Source organism: Psychromicrobium lacuslunae (assembly GCF_000950575.1).
Lineage (GTDB): Bacteria > Actinomycetota > Actinomycetes > Actinomycetales > Micrococcaceae > Renibacterium > Renibacterium lacuslunae.
On sequence record NZ_CP011005.1, the window covers coordinates 2,651,377 to 2,668,042 of the forward strand.

14 protein-coding genes are annotated in these 16,666 nt (G+C 59.6%); 5 read left to right on the plus strand and 9 right to left on the minus strand.

Annotated elements, in window-relative coordinates; genetic code table 11:
- Positions 1-31: 31 nt before the first annotated feature.
- From UM93_RS12415 to UM93_RS12425, 3 genes are all read left to right on the plus strand, one after another.
- Positions 32-892 (plus strand): hypothetical protein, encoded by an 861-nt coding sequence (locus tag UM93_RS12415; protein ID WP_045075890.1) that lies wholly within the window; start codon positions 32-34, stop codon positions 890-892.
- 189 nt (positions 893-1,081) lie between these two features.
- Positions 1,082-3,313: an RICIN domain-containing protein gene (locus tag UM93_RS12420; RefSeq protein ID WP_045075891.1), complete on the plus strand. Its 2,232-nt coding sequence runs from the start codon at positions 1,082-1,084 to the stop codon at positions 3,311-3,313.
- Between the two features lie 93 nt (positions 3,314-3,406).
- Complete coding sequence (locus UM93_RS12425) at positions 3,407-4,078, plus strand: FadR/GntR family transcriptional regulator (protein ID WP_045075892.1); 672 nt, start codon at positions 3,407-3,409, stop codon at positions 4,076-4,078.
- Between the two features lie 46 nt (positions 4,079-4,124).
- Here UM93_RS12425 and UM93_RS12430 read toward each other — a convergent pair whose 3' ends face one another.
- The 8 genes from UM93_RS12430 to UM93_RS12465 form a co-directional block, all read right to left on the minus strand.
- Complete coding sequence (locus UM93_RS12430) at positions 4,125-4,979, minus strand: amidohydrolase family protein (protein ID WP_045077375.1); 855 nt, start codon at positions 4,977-4,979, stop codon at positions 4,125-4,127.
- Between the two features lie 8 nt (positions 4,980-4,987).
- Positions 4,988-5,971, minus strand: a complete 984-nt coding sequence (locus tag UM93_RS12435) for an aldo/keto reductase (RefSeq protein ID WP_234399305.1) — start codon at positions 5,969-5,971, stop codon at positions 4,988-4,990.
- Positions 5,968-6,282 (minus strand): L-rhamnose mutarotase, encoded by a 315-nt coding sequence (locus UM93_RS12440; RefSeq protein WP_045075894.1) that lies wholly within the window; start codon positions 6,280-6,282, stop codon positions 5,968-5,970. The genes UM93_RS12435 and UM93_RS12440 overlap by 4 nt, the downstream gene beginning before the upstream one ends.
- A complete protein-coding gene (locus UM93_RS12445; protein WP_045075895.1) occupies positions 6,275-7,567 on the minus strand; it encodes an alpha-L-fucosidase in 1,293 nt (430 codons plus the stop codon). Before UM93_RS12445 ends, UM93_RS12440 begins: the two co-directional genes overlap by 8 nt.
- Positions 7,568-7,633: 66 nt before the next feature.
- Positions 7,634-8,614 (minus strand): ABC transporter substrate-binding protein, encoded by a 981-nt coding sequence (locus tag UM93_RS12450; RefSeq protein ID WP_045075896.1) that lies wholly within the window; start codon positions 8,612-8,614, stop codon positions 7,634-7,636.
- Between the two features lie 42 nt (positions 8,615-8,656).
- Positions 8,657-9,649, minus strand: coding sequence for an ABC transporter permease (locus UM93_RS12455; RefSeq protein ID WP_045075897.1), 993 nt, complete (start codon positions 9,647-9,649; stop codon positions 8,657-8,659).
- Positions 9,649-11,178, minus strand: coding sequence for a sugar ABC transporter ATP-binding protein (locus UM93_RS12460; protein ID WP_045075898.1), 1,530 nt, complete (start codon positions 11,176-11,178; stop codon positions 9,649-9,651). The genes UM93_RS12455 and UM93_RS12460 overlap by 1 nt, the downstream gene beginning before the upstream one ends.
- Positions 11,168-12,490 (minus strand): L-fuconate dehydratase, encoded by a 1,323-nt coding sequence (locus UM93_RS12465; protein ID WP_045075899.1) that lies wholly within the window; start codon positions 12,488-12,490, stop codon positions 11,168-11,170. The genes UM93_RS12460 and UM93_RS12465 overlap by 11 nt, the downstream gene beginning before the upstream one ends.
- 152 nt (positions 12,491-12,642) lie before the next feature.
- Between UM93_RS12465 and UM93_RS12470 the strand changes: the two genes are divergently transcribed.
- Positions 12,643-13,581 (plus strand): fumarylacetoacetate hydrolase family protein, encoded by a 939-nt coding sequence (locus tag UM93_RS12470; RefSeq protein ID WP_082057134.1) that lies wholly within the window; start codon positions 12,643-12,645, stop codon positions 13,579-13,581.
- On the plus strand, positions 13,578-14,342 hold the full coding sequence (locus UM93_RS12475) for an SDR family NAD(P)-dependent oxidoreductase (RefSeq protein WP_045075900.1): 765 nt from the start codon (positions 13,578-13,580) through the stop codon (positions 14,340-14,342). The genes UM93_RS12470 and UM93_RS12475 overlap by 4 nt, the downstream gene beginning before the upstream one ends.
- 100 nt (positions 14,343-14,442) lie before the next feature.
- Here UM93_RS12475 and UM93_RS12480 read toward each other — a convergent pair whose 3' ends face one another.
- On the minus strand, positions 14,443-16,617 hold the full coding sequence (locus UM93_RS12480) for a RecQ family ATP-dependent DNA helicase (RefSeq protein ID WP_045075901.1): 2,175 nt from the start codon (positions 16,615-16,617) through the stop codon (positions 14,443-14,445).
- Between the last annotated feature and the right edge of the window lie 49 nt (positions 16,618-16,666).

Genomic DNA, 16,666 nt, shown 5'->3' on the forward strand with positions numbered 1-16,666 from the left:
CACAGCCGATTTATGTTGGGGGAAAGTCACAATGAACGTCTTAGGGATCCAGGTTTCAGCCGAACTACTGTGCCGCCAAGCCAGCTGGTTCGCCCCGCAACGGCGCCCTTTCATTCTCGAAGAAAAGGCCGCCGGAAGCATCGGAGAAGCCGCGGCGAAGGAATCCATCACCGCGGAAACTCGAGACACCTTCGAAATTTACAACCTTCCCGACGGAGATGTTTGCGTTTTCTTGGACGAGGAAGAATTTTCCGGCCTCCCCCGAAACGTTCGCATTGCCTTGGTCCGTAGCCAACTGGCAACGAATCCCGAGCTCGTACCTTCGGTGCGAAGCGCACCCGCGGCGATCCGCGCAAAAGTTGCCGAGCAGGCCGATGGACACCGGTTTATCTGGTGGCCTTCGTTATTGAGCGGGCATCAGGAGGAAGTGCTCAGCAGTTACCTAGCCGCGGGCCGACGAAATAGCCGACATGAAGAAGTTCCGGTCAGCATCTGGCAGCAAGCGACGACAATATTGCCGGGGGCCAAAGAACTTGCCGGCCGCTATCCCGAAGCCAGCGGGCCCAATTGCTTCGGGGCAGTGATGGCCGCCGCCGGCGTCGAAGGCGCCGCTTCGACCTGGATGTTCCAGGAACCTTTTGAAAACTGGCTGCGCGAAGCCTCGACTCCGGGCGGTCACGATGACGACCCCGGCACGGTTCTGGTCTGGCGCTCCCGGGCCGGACTCGCCCAGCATGCTGCAGTGACCATTGGCGGCGGATATGCGTTGCACAAACCATCGCAAGGCTGGATGAGTCCGTGGAAGATTCTCACAGTACAAGAGGTGATCTGGAGCGCCAGGTATCCCGATCGGCTGCTGCGTCGCCACACACTGGTACCAGCCTCACACTGAACCCGTCGATTCCGCCCGTCAGCTCAGCAATTTCGGTGAAACTCTTGCTTTTCCCTCGCGATGGCCTGACACTAGGACATGATTGATAGTGATCGAAAATGATTAAAAAGAGTCATTATTTGTCTATAACTTGTTTAAATATTGTCTCGCCTCAGTTTTGTCCCTCGTCTCAGCAACCGGAAGGTCCCAATGTTCAAGCAACGCAGCTTGCGCGTTCCGGCGATACTCAGTGCCGCCGCCTGCGCGGCCCTCGCCATCGGGGCAACCGGCGCAACTAGCGCCAGTGCCGCCACTACGTACACCATCACGAGCGGCACAGTGGTGCCGTACAACACCCCCACTGACACCCCGGCCAATCCTTATATCGACAAGGATGGCACCTTCTATTTTCAGCAGTCAGCCGCGCTTTACGCGCAGAACGACCCTCGTAAATGGGACTTCTATACCGGCACGAACTTCGACAACGCCACCAAGTCCAGCACGCTGAGCAATGCCGTCAACCCGGCGAACTCCAGCGATAAGAACAACGACACCACCTGGCGATGCAATAACAGCCCTACCGGCGTCGAAGCGAGCTATCTAAGCCCGGCACAACCCACCTGGTACGCGCAGCGCAACTACTGTGACCTCTCGAGTGTCTGGGTAGACCCCGATACCGGCGATTGGTACGGCTTAGTGCACAATGAGTTCACTCCCTCACCTTTCGGTGATGGCCTGCATATGGATTCCATTGATTACGCGGTCTCCAAGGATCAGGGTAAAACGTGGTCGATCAAGGACCATGCGGTCACCTCTCCGTTCAGCACTACCCGGAACGATAAGACCGCCTTCCCCAACCAGACCTATTACTACGGCGACGGCGATCAGCGCCTCGTTGTCGATAACGCCTCCGGCTACTTCTACATGTATTACAGCTCGCGCGTGGTGAATCAGGGCAGTGGCGGCGGCTGGGGTGCTTTTACCTCGCATGTGGCACGCGCCCCGATCTCGCAGAAGATGGCCAAGGGTTCCTGGCAGAAGTACTACAACGGCAGTTGGCAGAGCGCCGGTATTGGTGGTCAGGAAAGCACGCTGATGCCGGTCTCCAGCGCATACCCCAACGGCTACTTGCCGGCTAATCAGGAATACAACCCGCAGACCACCGGCACGTGGCAACAGCAAATCGCAGCCGGAAAACTTAAAGCCTCACCACTGTTCGTGATGAATGTTTCCTACAACGCCTACCTCGGCAAGTACATCGGCACACCGCAGACCGACACCGGAGCTTCCGGCGAAGGAAACCTGCCACTGCACTTCTACGCCACCGATGATCTAGCCACTCAGAAATGGACCGATATCGGCAGCGCGCCCAACTACTCGCAGAAGTCCTGGTACCGCTGGATGGTGGATTCAGCCACCGGAACTACTGGCAATATCCTCGGCAAGAGTTTCCGCTCTTACTGCTCCTTCGACTGCTCAGCTAATTCCAGTGGCAGCAATAGCTCGGGCGAATACGTCAATGTCACCATCGACTCCAATACCCCGGCCGCCTCGTTCACCACCCCGGGCTCCTCCTACCTGATCGGTTCGGCCTCCGGACAGTTACTCACCCAAAGCGGCAGCAATGGCACCGCCGTAATCAATAGCGCCACTGGATCCAATCTGGAAGGCTGGAAGTTCAGCACTAATGGTGACGGTTCCTACACCATCACCAATGCTTCCTCCGGCTTGGCCCTCGGTGTCAGCTCGAGCAGCACCACAAACCGGGCCTGGGGCACCAAGCCCACTGTCACCACTCTCTCCAGCGGCAATGTCGGCCAGCAATGGTTCATTCAGAAGGTGCTGAGCACGCCGAGCAGTGGGGCCAGCACGCCGACCGGAAGCTATCAGCTGGTCAATCGCTATAGCGGCCTGGTGCTCAGCCTGGGCAACACAGCACAGACCAGTCCGTTCCGGAACTGGGTGAACAACACCGGCAGCACCAGCGGCAGCAATGACGTTTCCGCTAATCAAACGCTGACGCTGACCGCCCGTAGCGCGGCGGGCAGCACCAAGATCTCTGGCCTGGCCGGGAAGGTGATCGACGCCTCGGGCACGACGCCGGCCAGCGGTGCAGCAGCGGTGCTCGCCACCGCGTCAAGCACTCGCGATGCCAATCAATCCTGGGTTTTGGGCAGCGATGGCACCATCAAGCTCTCCAGCAATAGCAACCTCTGCCTGGAATCATCGGGGCATACCGGAGCCAATGGCACCATTGTTGAACTGTGGACCTGTAATGGCGGCACCAACCAGCAATGGACCTGGGACAACGGACAGTTACGGAACGGTGCTTCGACACCCGGGCGATGCCTAGACGTACCCGATTTCAGCACCGCCGATGGCACCGCGCTCAAACTTTGGGACTGCAACGGTGGCGCTAACCAGAAGTGGGTCACCCTTTAGTTCTCCACACTGGTCAACTGAGGGAGCCGGTACCGAAGATCCTTTCGGTACCGGCTCCCTCAGTATCCCGGCCGCGCACCATAGACTTCTGCTATGGCTGTCACCGATCAAGCAATCACAAAAATCAAGGAGATGATCCTCAGCGGAGAACTCACCGCTGGTGACAAGCTACCGCCAGAGAAGGAACTGAGCGAGAAGCTGGGGCTTTCGCGCAGTTCTTTGCGTGAGGCGGTCAAGGCTCTGGAGATCATCCGGGTGCTTGACGTGCGGCAGGGGGACGGCACCTATGTGACCAGCCTAGAACCTCAATTACTCACCGAAGCTGTCTCCTTTATTGTCGATCTGCACCGAGACTCCACTATTTTGGAGATCTTCGAAGTGCGCCGCGCGCTGGAACCTGCCGCGGCGGCCCTGGCTGCAGATCGGATCACCGCCGAGCAGTTGGCTGAGTTGCAGCAAAGCATGGTCGGCGTGAATGAGCAGACCCCGGTGGAAGATCTAGTGCAGCACGATCTGGAATTCCACAGCATTATTGCTTCCGCCACCGGCAACGGCTATCTGCTCAGCTTGCTGGACGGGCTGAGCAGCCGCACCGTGCGGGCACGGATCTGGCGCGGTCTAACTCAGGAACGGGCGGTCTCCCGCACTCTTTCCGAACATGCGGCTATCACCGAAGCCTTGCAGCGCGGGGATGCCGATCTGGCGCGGGCGCTGGTCACCGTGCATATTTCCGGCGTCGAGCACTGGCTACGCCAAGCGCTCTAGCCCGTGGTTCGTAAGTGGCTCGCTCGTGATTTGCTCGTAGTCCAGGTCAAGCTCGACGGTATGCTCGGCGAGCGGTGCCGGCCCAGATGGCTTGTTGTTCGTCCACTGAAAGTTCGGCAATCAACTCAGCGAGCACCTCGGTGGTCTGCGCATAATTTCCCAAGGTGCTAAACGGCCAGTCACCGCCAAACATCAGCCGCTGCGGCCCGAAAGCTTCGAGTGCCACCTCCCAGACAGTACGAACATTGGCCACGCTGAATTCGTTGCCGGCTAAGCGTAGTCCGGAAAGTTTGGCGAAAGTCTGTGGACGGCGAGCAAAGTTCTCGATTTCTCGACGCCACTGATAAAACTCCTCACTGCTCCCGGCGCTCTCGCGCAATGCCGCGGCTGGCGGTTTGCCCAGATGGTCGAGCACCAAGGTTAGCTCGGGGATTGCATCGGCAAGTTCGACGGCGGCGCTCAGGTGCCGCGGCCAGGCGTCGGCTAAATCGAAGCTGAGCTCGGCCTGCGCGAGCAGTCGTAACGAACTCTGAACCGCAGCTAGCCCTAGAAAACCATCGCGGGGATCGTCGTGGATCAAGTGCCGCACGCCGCAAAAGGCCTTATGCTCGCGCCACTGGGCGAGCTGTTGCTCAGCCACAACCGGTTCGTCCAACGGCAGCCAGCCCACCACGCCAATAATCCAGTCAACCTCCTCGGCTGCCGCCAACATCTGATCGGTATCTGCAGTGGTGTCATCGGCTTGCACCAGAATCGCCTTGTTCACCCCGGCTTCGCCAAGTACTGCTCGGGCATCCACGGCGTCGAAGTCTCGGTAGAGCGGGCCAGGACGCAGCCATGGGTAGGCTCCCGGAGCCAGTCGCCACAGGTGCAGATGCGCATCTAGTCGTTCTTCGTTCACCGGCCGGTTCACGCTGGCACCAAGTCCCGTTCAATCAGCGCGGCCCAAAGCTCCTCGGGAATCGCCACATTCATTTGGTCGATGTTCTGCTGCATTTGCAAAGCCGTGCCAGCGCCCACCGCAACCGCTTCTACCGCAGGGTGTCGCAAACCGAACTGCAACGCCGCAGCGGGCAGCTCGACGCCGTAATCGGCGCAGCAGGCGGCGAGCGCGCGGGCTTTAGCGAGCAGTTCCGCCGGGGCGGGTTCGTAGTTGTAATGAGCATTTTGTGGCACGACTTGGCGGGCTAGTAACCCGGAGTTAAACACTCCGACGTTCACTACCGAAACGCCGCGTTGCACGCAGGCCGGCAACAGGCCCCGCAAAGCCGGTTGTTCCAATAAGGTGTAACGCCCGGCCAGCATCACCACATCGAGCTCTGCGGCCTGCACACAAGCCAGTAACGCCTCCGCCGAGTTGGCGCCGACGCCAATCGCCTTCACTAAGCCCTCCGCGCGTAATTTCTGTAGCGCTGGGAGGCCTTCAGCGATGCCACGATCCAGTCCAAAGACATCGGGATCGTGCAGGTAGAGCACATCGACGTAATCGAGAGCGAGCCGTTCCAGCGACGATTCCAGGCTGCGCCGGAGTCCCGCCTCCGAATAGTCCCAGACCCGGCGGTAATCGGCTGGTACGTCGAAGCCCTCGTCGTCCCGACGATGCCCGACGTTTCCGAAAGCCGGATTATCGACCGGTTCGAGCAAGCGACCCACTTTTGTCGAAATCGTGAATTCCCGCCGCGGCTTAGTTCTCAGCACCGCGCCCAAGCGACGTTCTGAGAGTCCTAAACCGTAGTGCGGAGCGGTGTCGAAATAGCGCACCCCACCACTCCAAGCGGTTTCGACAATCGCGGCAGCTTCGGCGTCGTCAACGGCGCGGTAAAGATTGCCGATGCCGGCCGCACCGTAACCGAGCCGGTGTTCGCCTAGGGGCAATTCGGTAAATGCAGTCAAGGCAGCTCCCAGACCTGTTCAATGCCTCGATCATCACCCGAGTAGTCATCTTCCACCGCAAGAAGCTCAGACATTCGCTGCTGCCAGGGTACATTCGCCGGATGCTCGGCGAGCGCGTGCCGCATTGCCTGATAATCCTCGACGTCGATCAGGTGGAACAGCTCCTCCCCGCTACGCCAAATCCGCCAATTAGAAACCCCTGCCTCGCGCAGCGCGGCCACCAGCTCGGCGGGAATCTGCTGGTGGGCCGCCCGATATTCTTCCGTGGCCCCCGTTTTGAGTCGGGTGTGCAGGGCAATGGTTTCAGTCATTGAGAGCACCTTCTTTCAGAAAAAGCTCCAACACCGGAACCGCGACCTCGGGGCGTTGCACCGGAAGTTTCAAGCTCAGCGTACCCGCGGGCTGGCCGCCCTGTTCGGTGTTCTGCGCCTGCCGATCGGCGGAGAGCTCGAGCAAAGTAAGTTCCGAGGCGTCATTGAGCAATTGCGCGTAGTCGACCTTGCCCGCCAAAGCTGGCAGATGCACGAATTCAAAGGGCCAAGCAAAGAGGTGAACATAGAGTCGATCTCCGCGCAGCGTGTACCGGGTGTCCTGCGGCGGCGTCCAGGGTGCCACGCCAGCGCCGTAAATCGAACGTGAATGCAGTGCCATCCAGTCACCAATGCCGTGCAGGGAAGCTAGCGCCCGAGGGTCAATATTGCCCCTCGCGGTGGGTCCGACATTGAGCAGCAAATTGCCGCCCTTGGAGACTCCGTCCACCAGCATTCGCACCAGCAGGTCAACCGATTTGTAGTCCAGATTGTCTCGGTCGTAGCCCCAGCTGCCGTTCAGGGTTTGGCAGGCCTCCCAGGGGTAGGGCACTCCGTCGACCAGCATCGGTCCAGAGGGTTGGTATTGCTCGGGAGTGACGATGTCGCCAGGAATGTCGAGCCGGTCATTGACGACAATATTGGGCTGCAGCTCCCGGACCATGGCCAGCAGTTCCTCGGAGCCCCAAGCTTCGCGGCCCTTACCATTCCAGAACTGCGGGTTGCTGCCCTCAGGGTAGGAGAAATCGAAAAATAGGTAGTCAATCTCACCATAGTTAGTCAGCAACTCACGCACTTGGCCATGCAAATACTGCCGGTAGCGGGACATCTTCCGGCCCTGGTTCAGTGCGTCCAGATCCTTGGCATTTCGTTGCGGGTGCACACCATCGACGGTGAAATCCGGGTGATGCCAGTCGATCAGCGAGTGATAGAAGCCCACTTTGAGCCCCTCCGCCCGCAATGCCTCGACATACGGGCCGATCAGGTCCCGGCCAGCTGGCGTATTCGGCGCCTTGTAATCGGTCAGCGCGGAATCCCAAAGGCAGAACCCCTCGTGATGTTTGGTGGTCAGCACCACGTACTTCATCCCAGCTTGCCGGGCGGCGCGGGCCCACTCGCGTGGTTCGTAGAGATCGGGCTCGAAGTAGCGGAAGTACTTTTCGTAGTCCTCGGGGCTGATTTCCTCGCGGTTCATTACCCATTCGTGCCGGGCAGGCAGGGCATATAGGCCCCAGTGCACGAACATTCCGAGCCTGGCTTCGGTAAACCAGGGCGCTTGCTTAATCAAAAGTGCTCCCTCAGTGAAATGCTGTTACTGTTTCCGCGGCAGCCTCAGGCCTGGGGCCGCCGTTACTTACTGGTAGAGGTTTGCGGCGATCTTCGGATCGTCGATATTGCTCTTGTCGTACCAGTAGAAGCCGGTATCGATAACCTTCTCGAGCTTCTCGCCTTTGATCGCGGCGACGGCGGCCTTGACCGTTTCGTAGCCAATGCCGACCGGGTTCTGGGTGATCGCACCGGCCATTAGACCGGATTTGATGGCGTCGATCTGCGCCTTGCCGGAGTCGAAACCAACCACCTTGAGCTTGCCCGAAATGCCAAGCTCCTGAACTGCATTCACCACTCCGATCGCGGAACCCTCATTGGTGCCGTACATCCCCTTCAGATCCGGGTTGGCGGTCAGAATGGTCTTGGCCAAGTCAGTGGACTTCAACTGGTCGCCGTCGCCGTACTGGATATCCACAATGGTCACCTTCGGTGCATTGGTCTTGAGCCAATCGACGAAACCGTCGCGACGATCAGTGCCCGAGGTTGCAGTTTGTGAATGCCCGATGATCGCCACTTTTCCTTCATTACCGATCAACTGCGCCAGATGTTTGGCGGCTTCAGCGGCCGCCGCCTTATTGTCGGTTGACGCCGTGGCCAGCGGAATATCTGAGTCAACACCGGAGTCGAAGGCGATCACCGGAATGTTCTTGCTCTTGGCGTCTTGCAGCACCCCCTCAACGGCTTTGCTGTCCAGCGCGGCAATCGCGAGCGCTTGTGGACTCTTCGCCATCGCCTGATTGAGTTGATCCACCTGCTGCTGCACATTGGTCTCTTTGTCCGGGCCTTCAAAGGAGATGTCGACATTGAACTCCTTGGCAGCCTTCTCCGCGCCTTGCTTCACCGACTGCCAAAACTGGTGCTGGAAGCCCTTGGAGACAATGGCGATAAAGCTCTTTCCGCCGGGCGAGGCAGCGCCGCTGGAGCCGGCGGACGGGGTATCACAGGCGGCAAGCGAAACCGCGGCAACGGCAGCGACGCCGAGCGCAATAAACTTTCTTCTTTCCACGGTGGATCTCCTTCATGATGAAACTAGCTACGAATGGTGTGACTAACTGACTGATTTCCTGCGGCGCAACATGTCAAGGAAGACCGCCAGCAGGATGACGATGCCGACGGCGACGTTTTGCCATTCTTGTGGCACCCCGATGGTGCTCAAACCGTTGGGCAGCACGCCCATAATGAGCGCCCCGATCATGGTGCCAATAATTGAACCTTTGCCGCCTTGCAACGAGGTCCCACCGATCACCACTGCGGCGATCGCTTGTAACTCCAAGCCCATTCCACCGGCTGGTTGGGCGGAGTTGAGTCGTGCGGTGGCGACCACACCGGCCAAGCCGGTGAAGCAACCTGCCACGGTATAAATAATGACTTTCCACTTGATCACGTTCACCCCGGAAAGCGCGGTGGCCTCTTCGTTGCTGCCGATCGAGTAGGTATAGCGACCGAGCACGGTCTTGGCCAGGATCACGCCGGCCACCACTGCGGCGATCAGCAGGATCAGCACGGCGTTCGGGATGACCAGGCCGGGGATCGGTTTGCCTTGAGCAAAAATCTGCTGAAAGCCGGGCACCCCGGTGGTGTAGATCGGCTTGGTGCCGGAGATTACCAGCGAAAGACCCGCGGCCACCAACATCATCGCCAGGGTGGCGATGAAGGGTGGAATCTTGAGCAGCGAAACAAAGATGCCGTTGATCAGCCCTATTAAAGCGCCAAAGAGTATTCCGCAAATCACCCCGAGCACCATGGGTAGCCCGAGATTTACTAGGAAGACGGCGGTCATCACCGAGCACAGCGTCATCCCGGTGCCAACCGAGAGGTCGATGCCGCCGGTGATGATGACCAGGGTGACGCCGATTGCCAATAAGCCGGTGACCACAATTGAGAACAAAATGTTTGACAGATTGGTGGGCTGGTAGAACTTCGGGCTGGCCACCGAGAAGAAAATCACCAAAATGATGAGGCTGGCAAAGGCGAGAAGCTGCTGCAAACTGGCCTTCCACCAGTTCGACTTCACCTTTGAAGTCAGGGCGGGAGAAGACATTACTGCACGTCCTTCTGTGGTTGGTTAGTCATTTTGGGCTGCGCGCCCGCTGTCGCTAACTGCATGATTCGTTCTTGATCGGCTTCGGCGGCTGATAGTTCTCCGGAGATTCGGCCTTGTGCCATCACCAGAATTCGATGGCTCATACGGAGCACTTCTGGCAGTTCCGAGGAGATCATGATGATCGACTTACCGGTTTCAGCGAGTTGGTTTAGCAAAGCGTAGATTTCTTCCTTCGCACCAACGTCAATGCCGCGGGTCGGCTCGTCAAAGATCAGCACTTCGCAATCGCGCAGCAGCCACTTGGCAATCACGACTTTTTGCTGATTACCGCCGGAGAGGTTCTTGGTGATCTGATCTCCGGAGGGCGTCTTGATTCGGAGTTTCTCGATGTATTCACGCCCCTTAGCCTCAATGGCGGCGTCGTTGAGAAAGCCGAGAGTGCTGAATTTCTGCAGTGAAGTCAGCGCGATGTTTTCTTTAACGTCGCGCTCCAGCATCAGGCCCAGGTGTTTGCGATCCTCGGAGAGGTAGCCAATACCGAGCTTGGCCGCCACCGCCGGGTTGCTGATCGAAACGGCAGTCCCATCAATTTCAAGCTGTCCGGCGCTGATCGGATCGGCACCAACGATAGCCCTAGCCAGTTCTGTGCGACCGGCTCCCATCAGTCCGGCCAGGCCCAGAATCTCGCCACGATGCAGTTCAAGATCGACATTCTTCAGCAGCGCCTTGGTGCTCAGACCGCTGACCTTGAGCACCACCGGTCCGCGGCTGGCCGGCAGTTCTGGCCGCTGGTCGGAGAGTGTGCGGCCCACCATTAACGAAATAACTTGCGGCATGGTCGCTTCAGAGGTATTCAAGGTGTCAACGTATTCACCGTCTCGAATCACCGTGATGCGCTGGGAAATCTCCTTCAGCTCATCCATTCGGTGCGAAATGTAAATCACACCGGTTTGCTCAGTGACGAACCGACGGATCAGTTCGTGAAGCGCTGCCACCTCGGCGTCATTGAGCGCGGCCGTGGGCTCGTCCATGATCAGAATCTTTGATTTGAAGGACAGCGCTTTGGCGATCTCCACCATTTGCTGTTTAGCCACCGAAAGCTCACCGACGAGTTGCTTCGGGTTCAGCGCGATGCCGGTTTGCTCCAGCAACTCGGCGGTGGCCCGATTGAGTTCGCGCTCGCTCAGAAAGACACCCGCAGCCCGCGGTTCACGGCCAATGAAGATGTTCTGCGCCACGGTGAGGTCCGGCATCAGGTTGAACTCTTGATGGATGATGCTAATCCCGAGTTCTTGGGCCTGTTTGGTACCGCTGATGGCAACCGCTTGCCCGGCCACCACAATCTCCCCTTCGTCTGGGGTATAGATTCCGGAAAGCAGTTTCATCAGCGTCGATTTACCGGCACCATTTTCACCAACTAGAGCCAGCACTTCGCCGCCGTAGAGGTCTAGGTGCATCTTAGACAAGGCCTTGACACCGGGAAAGCTCTTGGACATCCCGGAAATGCTGAGTAGTTCAGCCGACATGTTGCAAGCCGCTCTTCGCAGCCCAGACTGGGCCTTCCGGGTAGCTGTACTCCTGCAAGGATTCCGGCAGCATTTCATTGCCCGCCCCGGGCGACGTCGGTGGCCAGTACTGGCCCTGTCGAACCATCACCGGGGTGACAAAGTGCTCGTGCAGATGGTCCACAAACTCGATCATCCGATCCGTTTTCGTGCCGGAAACAGCGATGAAATCGAACATCGAAAGATGCTGCACCGCCTCGCAAAGCCCGACTCCGCCCGCGTGCGGGCAAACCGGCACGCCGAACTTCGCCGCCAGCAACAGGATCGCCACATTTTCGTTAACCCCAGCCACTCTGGCGGCATCAATTTGCAGGACCTGCAGCGCATCGGCCTGCAACATCTGCTTGAACACAATCCGGTTTTGCACGTGTTCCCCGGTGGCCACCGGGATCGGTGCCACCCCACGCGAAATAGCCGCGTGGCCCAACACGTCATCCGGGCTGGTCGGCTCCTCGATCCAGGCAATGTCGTAAGGAGCCAGCTGCCGCATCCAATCGATGGCTTCGGCTACCTCCCAGCGCTGATTAGCGTCGACGGCGATCCGGATGTTCGGCCCGGCGGTCTCCCTGGCCAGCCGAACCCGACGCACATCATCGTCAAGATGAGCGCCGACTTTAAGTTTGATTTGCTTGAAGCCCTCCGCCACCGCTTCCTTGGTCAACCGGATGAGCTTTTCGTCCGAGTAGCCCAACCAACCGGGCGTGGTGGTGTAGGCCGGGTATCCCTCAGCCACCAGCTGTTGCTGGCGTTGCGCCCGGCCAGGCTCCGCCTGACGCAGAATCTGCAGGGCCTCCGCCGGAGTAAGCGCCTCGCTCAAGTAGCGGAAATCTACCAACTCAACCAGTTCCTCCGGCGTCATCGACGAGAGCAGCTGCCACAGCGGTAGTCCGGCACGCTTGGCCTTGAGGTCCCAGAGTGCGTTGATCACCGCGCCAATCGCCATATGCATCACGCCCTTTTCCGGACCTAGCCAGCGGAGTTGAGAATCATAGACAAGCGACTTCCAAGTGGCCCCCATATTGTCGAGCAACTGCTCGGCATTCTGACCCAGCAGATAAGGAGTGAGCGCGGCGATGGCGGCGGCTTCGACGTCGTTGCCTCGGCCGATAGTGAAGACAAAACCATGCCCTTCGAGGCCGTCCTCGCTATCGGTGCGGATTCGCAGATAGGCTGCTGAGTAATCGGGATCGAGATTCATAGCGTCCGAACCGTCGAGGTGCTCCGAGGTGGGGAAGCGGATGTCGCTGGTTTCCACCGCGATGATTGTGCTCACGTCATGACTCCTGTGTCTGCGAATGGCTCAAGAATAAACATCCGATGTTTAGCTTGTCAATGGTAGATTTTTCCGGAAGACTGGTCTAAACATTGAAATTTCGGCAATTAAAGCTCTGATGTTAGTGCGAGAAAATCGAGAAAGCGGCACTTGTGAAAATTGCGCGTCTAGGCCCGGCCGGCGAAGAAACACCGGTAGCTTATTTTGAGGACGCCAGCGGGCAGCTGGCCTGTTACGATCTCTCCTCGCTCACCGGTCAGATTGACGGTGACTTCCTCGCCGCCGATGGTGTCCAGCGAATCCGCCAGGCCTGGACCGCAGGAGCGCTGCCACTTCTCGCCGATTCGGCCCAGTTGCGCATCGCTAGCCCAATCCAACGCCCCGGCAACCTGATCTGCATTGGCATGAACTATGCAGCCCACGCCCGGGAATCCGGTGCCGAGCCACCCAAAGTGCCGGTGGTGTTCTTAAAGCCGAGTAATACGGTCGCCGGGCCGAATGACCCAGCTCCCATTCCACCGCTCAGTCAGAAGTACGACTGGGAGGTTGAACTCGGTGTGGTGATCGCCAAACCGCTCAGCTATAGCGCCAGTCCGGAAGAGGCAGCCGATTCGATAGCGGGTTATCTGGTGGCCAATGACCTTTCGGAACGGGAGTATCAAATTCCCGGCGCGGCAGGTCAGTGGACTAAAGGAAAATCTCTCCCGGCTTCCACCCCACTAGGGCCTTGGCTGGTGCCGGCCGATGAGGTGGACGCGAACAATCTCCGCTTGCAAAGCTGGGTCAACGGCGAGCCACGGCAAGATTCCAGCACCGCTGATTTGATCTTCGACGTGCCAACGCTACTCCACCATCTCAGCCAGTACATGCTGCTAGAACCGGGTGACGTGGTACTCACCGGTACGCCAGAAGGGGTTGCGCTCTCCGGCCGATTCCCCTACTTGCAAGACGGCGATGTGGTGGAACTGGAAATCAGTGGCCTGGGCCGAATGCGACAGACATTTTTTCGACACAACGGATCTCAATCGATCGGTTTTCAGCGGGATGAATTTCAACCGGACAGCCAACACAGCGTGGAGAACAAAGCATGAGTGCAGCAGAATTTAGCGGACTGACAGCGGTAGTCACCGGTGGAGCGTCCGGCATTGGCGCCGCGATCGCCGCACTCTTGCAGGAACGCGGAGCATCGGTGGGGGTACTGGATCTCAACGCCGAGGGTCTGCCAGCCGGGCAGTTCGGGGTGCGCTGTGATGTTTCCGACGACGCCTCGGTCCGCGCCGCGGTCAGCGCCGTGGCCGAGCATTTTGGTGGTCTCGATATTGTGATTAATAATGCCGGAATCGGCGCTCAAGGCACTATTGAGGACAATTCCGACGAGGAGTGGCACCGGGTCTGGGATATCAATGTGTTGGGCATGGTCCGGGTTAGCCGAGCGGCGCTACCTTGGCTGCGTAAGTCGTCAGCAGCGGCCATCGTCAATACCTGCTCCATTGCCGCCACTGCCGGGCTGCCACAGCGAGCGCTCTACGGGGCCAGCAAGGGAGCGGTACTTTCGCTGACTCTCAGCATGGCGGCCGATCACCTGCGCGAAGGCATTCGGGTGAACTGTGTGAACCCCGGCACCGCCGACACTCCGTGGGTGGGACGCTTGTTGGATTCGGCAACCGATCCGCAGGCGGAGCGGGCTGCCTTGGAAGCGCGTCAGCCACACGGTCGCTTGGTCTCGGCTCAGGAAGTTGCCGCCGCGGTTGCTTATCTGGCTAGCCCGCTGGCCGGTTCCACCTCGGGCACCTCGCTCGCCGTCGACGGCGGCATGCAAGGCCTACGACTCCGCCCGATCGCAACCTCCTAACCCTCCACCCGTGAGTTCGCGGTTTAGTCTCGAATTCGCCGGTAATTACTAGCGAATTCGAGACTTTTCAACGAACTCACGGGAAATGCAGACGCTCGGCTTAGCCTGCCTGAGCTAGCACCATCGGCAGCACAGCGGTGGCTCCGGCTTGGCGAAGGGCTCGGGCGGCCACCGTGAGGGTCCATCGGCTGTCCACCAGGTCATCAATCAGCAGCACGGTTTTCCCGGAAATCTGCGCCGTCAATTCCGGCGAGACCACTAGCCTTTCCCAGACCCCGGCGAGCCGATAGGCGCTATTGCCACCACGCGCCCCGGTAGGGCCGCCGTGGCCCAACGATAGCTCGCCCGCATAAGGCAGTTGGCCAATGTGGGCGATCCCCTGGCCGAGTGATGAGACAAGGTGAGGTTTGCTCCGGGAGGGTATCACGACCACGGCGGCGGGCCGCCCCGCCCCGGACCAACCGGATTGTGACCAGTCCTTGAGTAGTTGAACACAGGCGTTCAACATCTCCTGGCTGAGCGGCTGATCAGGCGCACCCTCCGCGAAGATCTCGCGCAATGGACCGCCCCAGCCCAAGTCAGTCAGTCGGGCCAGGGCTCGACCTTCGACTGCCCGGTCTTCGGGCGCGATCTTTCCCTTTACCGGTTTGCCGTCGATCTCGACGCCTAGCCGATCCATTCCGGATGGCCACTGGGCTCGCGGGTCGATCGGCACCCCCAGGGTGTGCAAAGAATCCTCCGCTCGTTGCACCGCGTTGCCGATGATCTCGCCGCTAAACCAGCGCCCCGCGCAGTTGTCGCAGCGCCCGCACGGCGCGGCCTCCGGGTCGTCAAGCGCCTTCGCTAGGAACTCCATCCGGCAACCCGAGCTAACCTCGTATTCCAGCATCGCTGCCTGTTCCTGACGTCGGGCTTGCGCGATGCGCTGGTAACGCTCCTGGTCGTAGTTCCACGGCGTCCCTGTACCTCGCCAACCACCGCTGACCCGTTCCACCGCGCCGTCCACCGAAAGCACCTTAAGCAGCAATTCCAACGGGGTCCGGCGAATATCCACTCGGGCCTCCAGCGCCGCCGTCGAAAGCGCCCCGCCAGCTTCTGCCAAAGCCCCGAGCACCGCGTCCGCCCGTTCCTCCGAGGGCATTGACGCGGTAGCGAAATACTTCCAGATTTCTGGGTCCTCACTGCCCGGCAACAGCAACACATCGGCGTTGTCGGTGCCACGCCCGGCACGGCCGACCTGCTGGTAATAAGCCACCGGCGAGGAGGGTGCGCCGAGGTGAACTACAAAGCCCAGATCGGGTTTGTCGAAACCCATCCCGAGCGCGCTGGTCGCCACCAACGCCTTCACCTGATTGTCCTTGAGTAATTGCTCGACATTTTCCCGATCGGCGTTATCGGTACGCCCGGTATAGGCCAGCACGCGATGCCCCGCCTCAGCGAGTAACCGGGCGGTATCTTCGGCGGCCGAGACGGTAAGCGTGTAGATAATGCCGCTGCCGGGCAGCTGTTCCAGATGGCTGAGCAGCCAACCCAAACGACTCGCTGAGTCCGGTAGCCGCAGCACTCCGAGTCGCAAAGATTTACGGGCCAAGGAGCCGCGAATGGTGAAGACCGCATCGTCTCGTTGCTGAACGGCGTCAACCCCGCCGAGCGGTCTGCCGTTGAGTTGTTCCGCGATATCTTCAACCACCCGCGAATTCGCGGTGGCCGTGGTGGCCAACACCGGAACTGTCTCGGGTAGCCGTGAAATCAGCTCGGAGATCCGCCGGTAGTCTGGCCGGAAATCATGCCCCCAGTCCGATATGCAGTGCGCTTCATCGATCACCAACAGTCCGGTCCTCCGGATCAGTTCGGGTAGCTCGCGGTCCCGGAAACTCGGATTGTTCAGTCGCTCGGGTGAGATCAGCAGCACGTCCACTTGATCGGCGGCGAGCGCCTCTCGCACTTCGTCCCAAGCGGTGGCATTGGCCGAATTAATCGCCACCGCACGGACCCCGGCGCGCTCGGCAGCGGCGATCTGATCACGCATTAGCGCCAACAGTGGCGAAACAATGAGCGTTGGCCCGGCACCGCGCGCCCGCAGCAGGAGTGAGGCGACGAAGTAAACCGCTGACTTTCCCCAACCGGTGCGTTGCACCACGAGCGCCCGCTTGCCGCCATCGACCAGTGCCTCGATAGCTTCGAACTGCCCGGGGTGGAACTCTGCCTCCGGGTTACCCACCAGGCTCCCGAGAAGTTGCTGCGCTTGGGTTTTCAAAAGTTCTGCAACAGGCATGCTTCCAGTATGGTCGCTGAGCCCGACAGAATGCTGTTTCCGGCTCAGC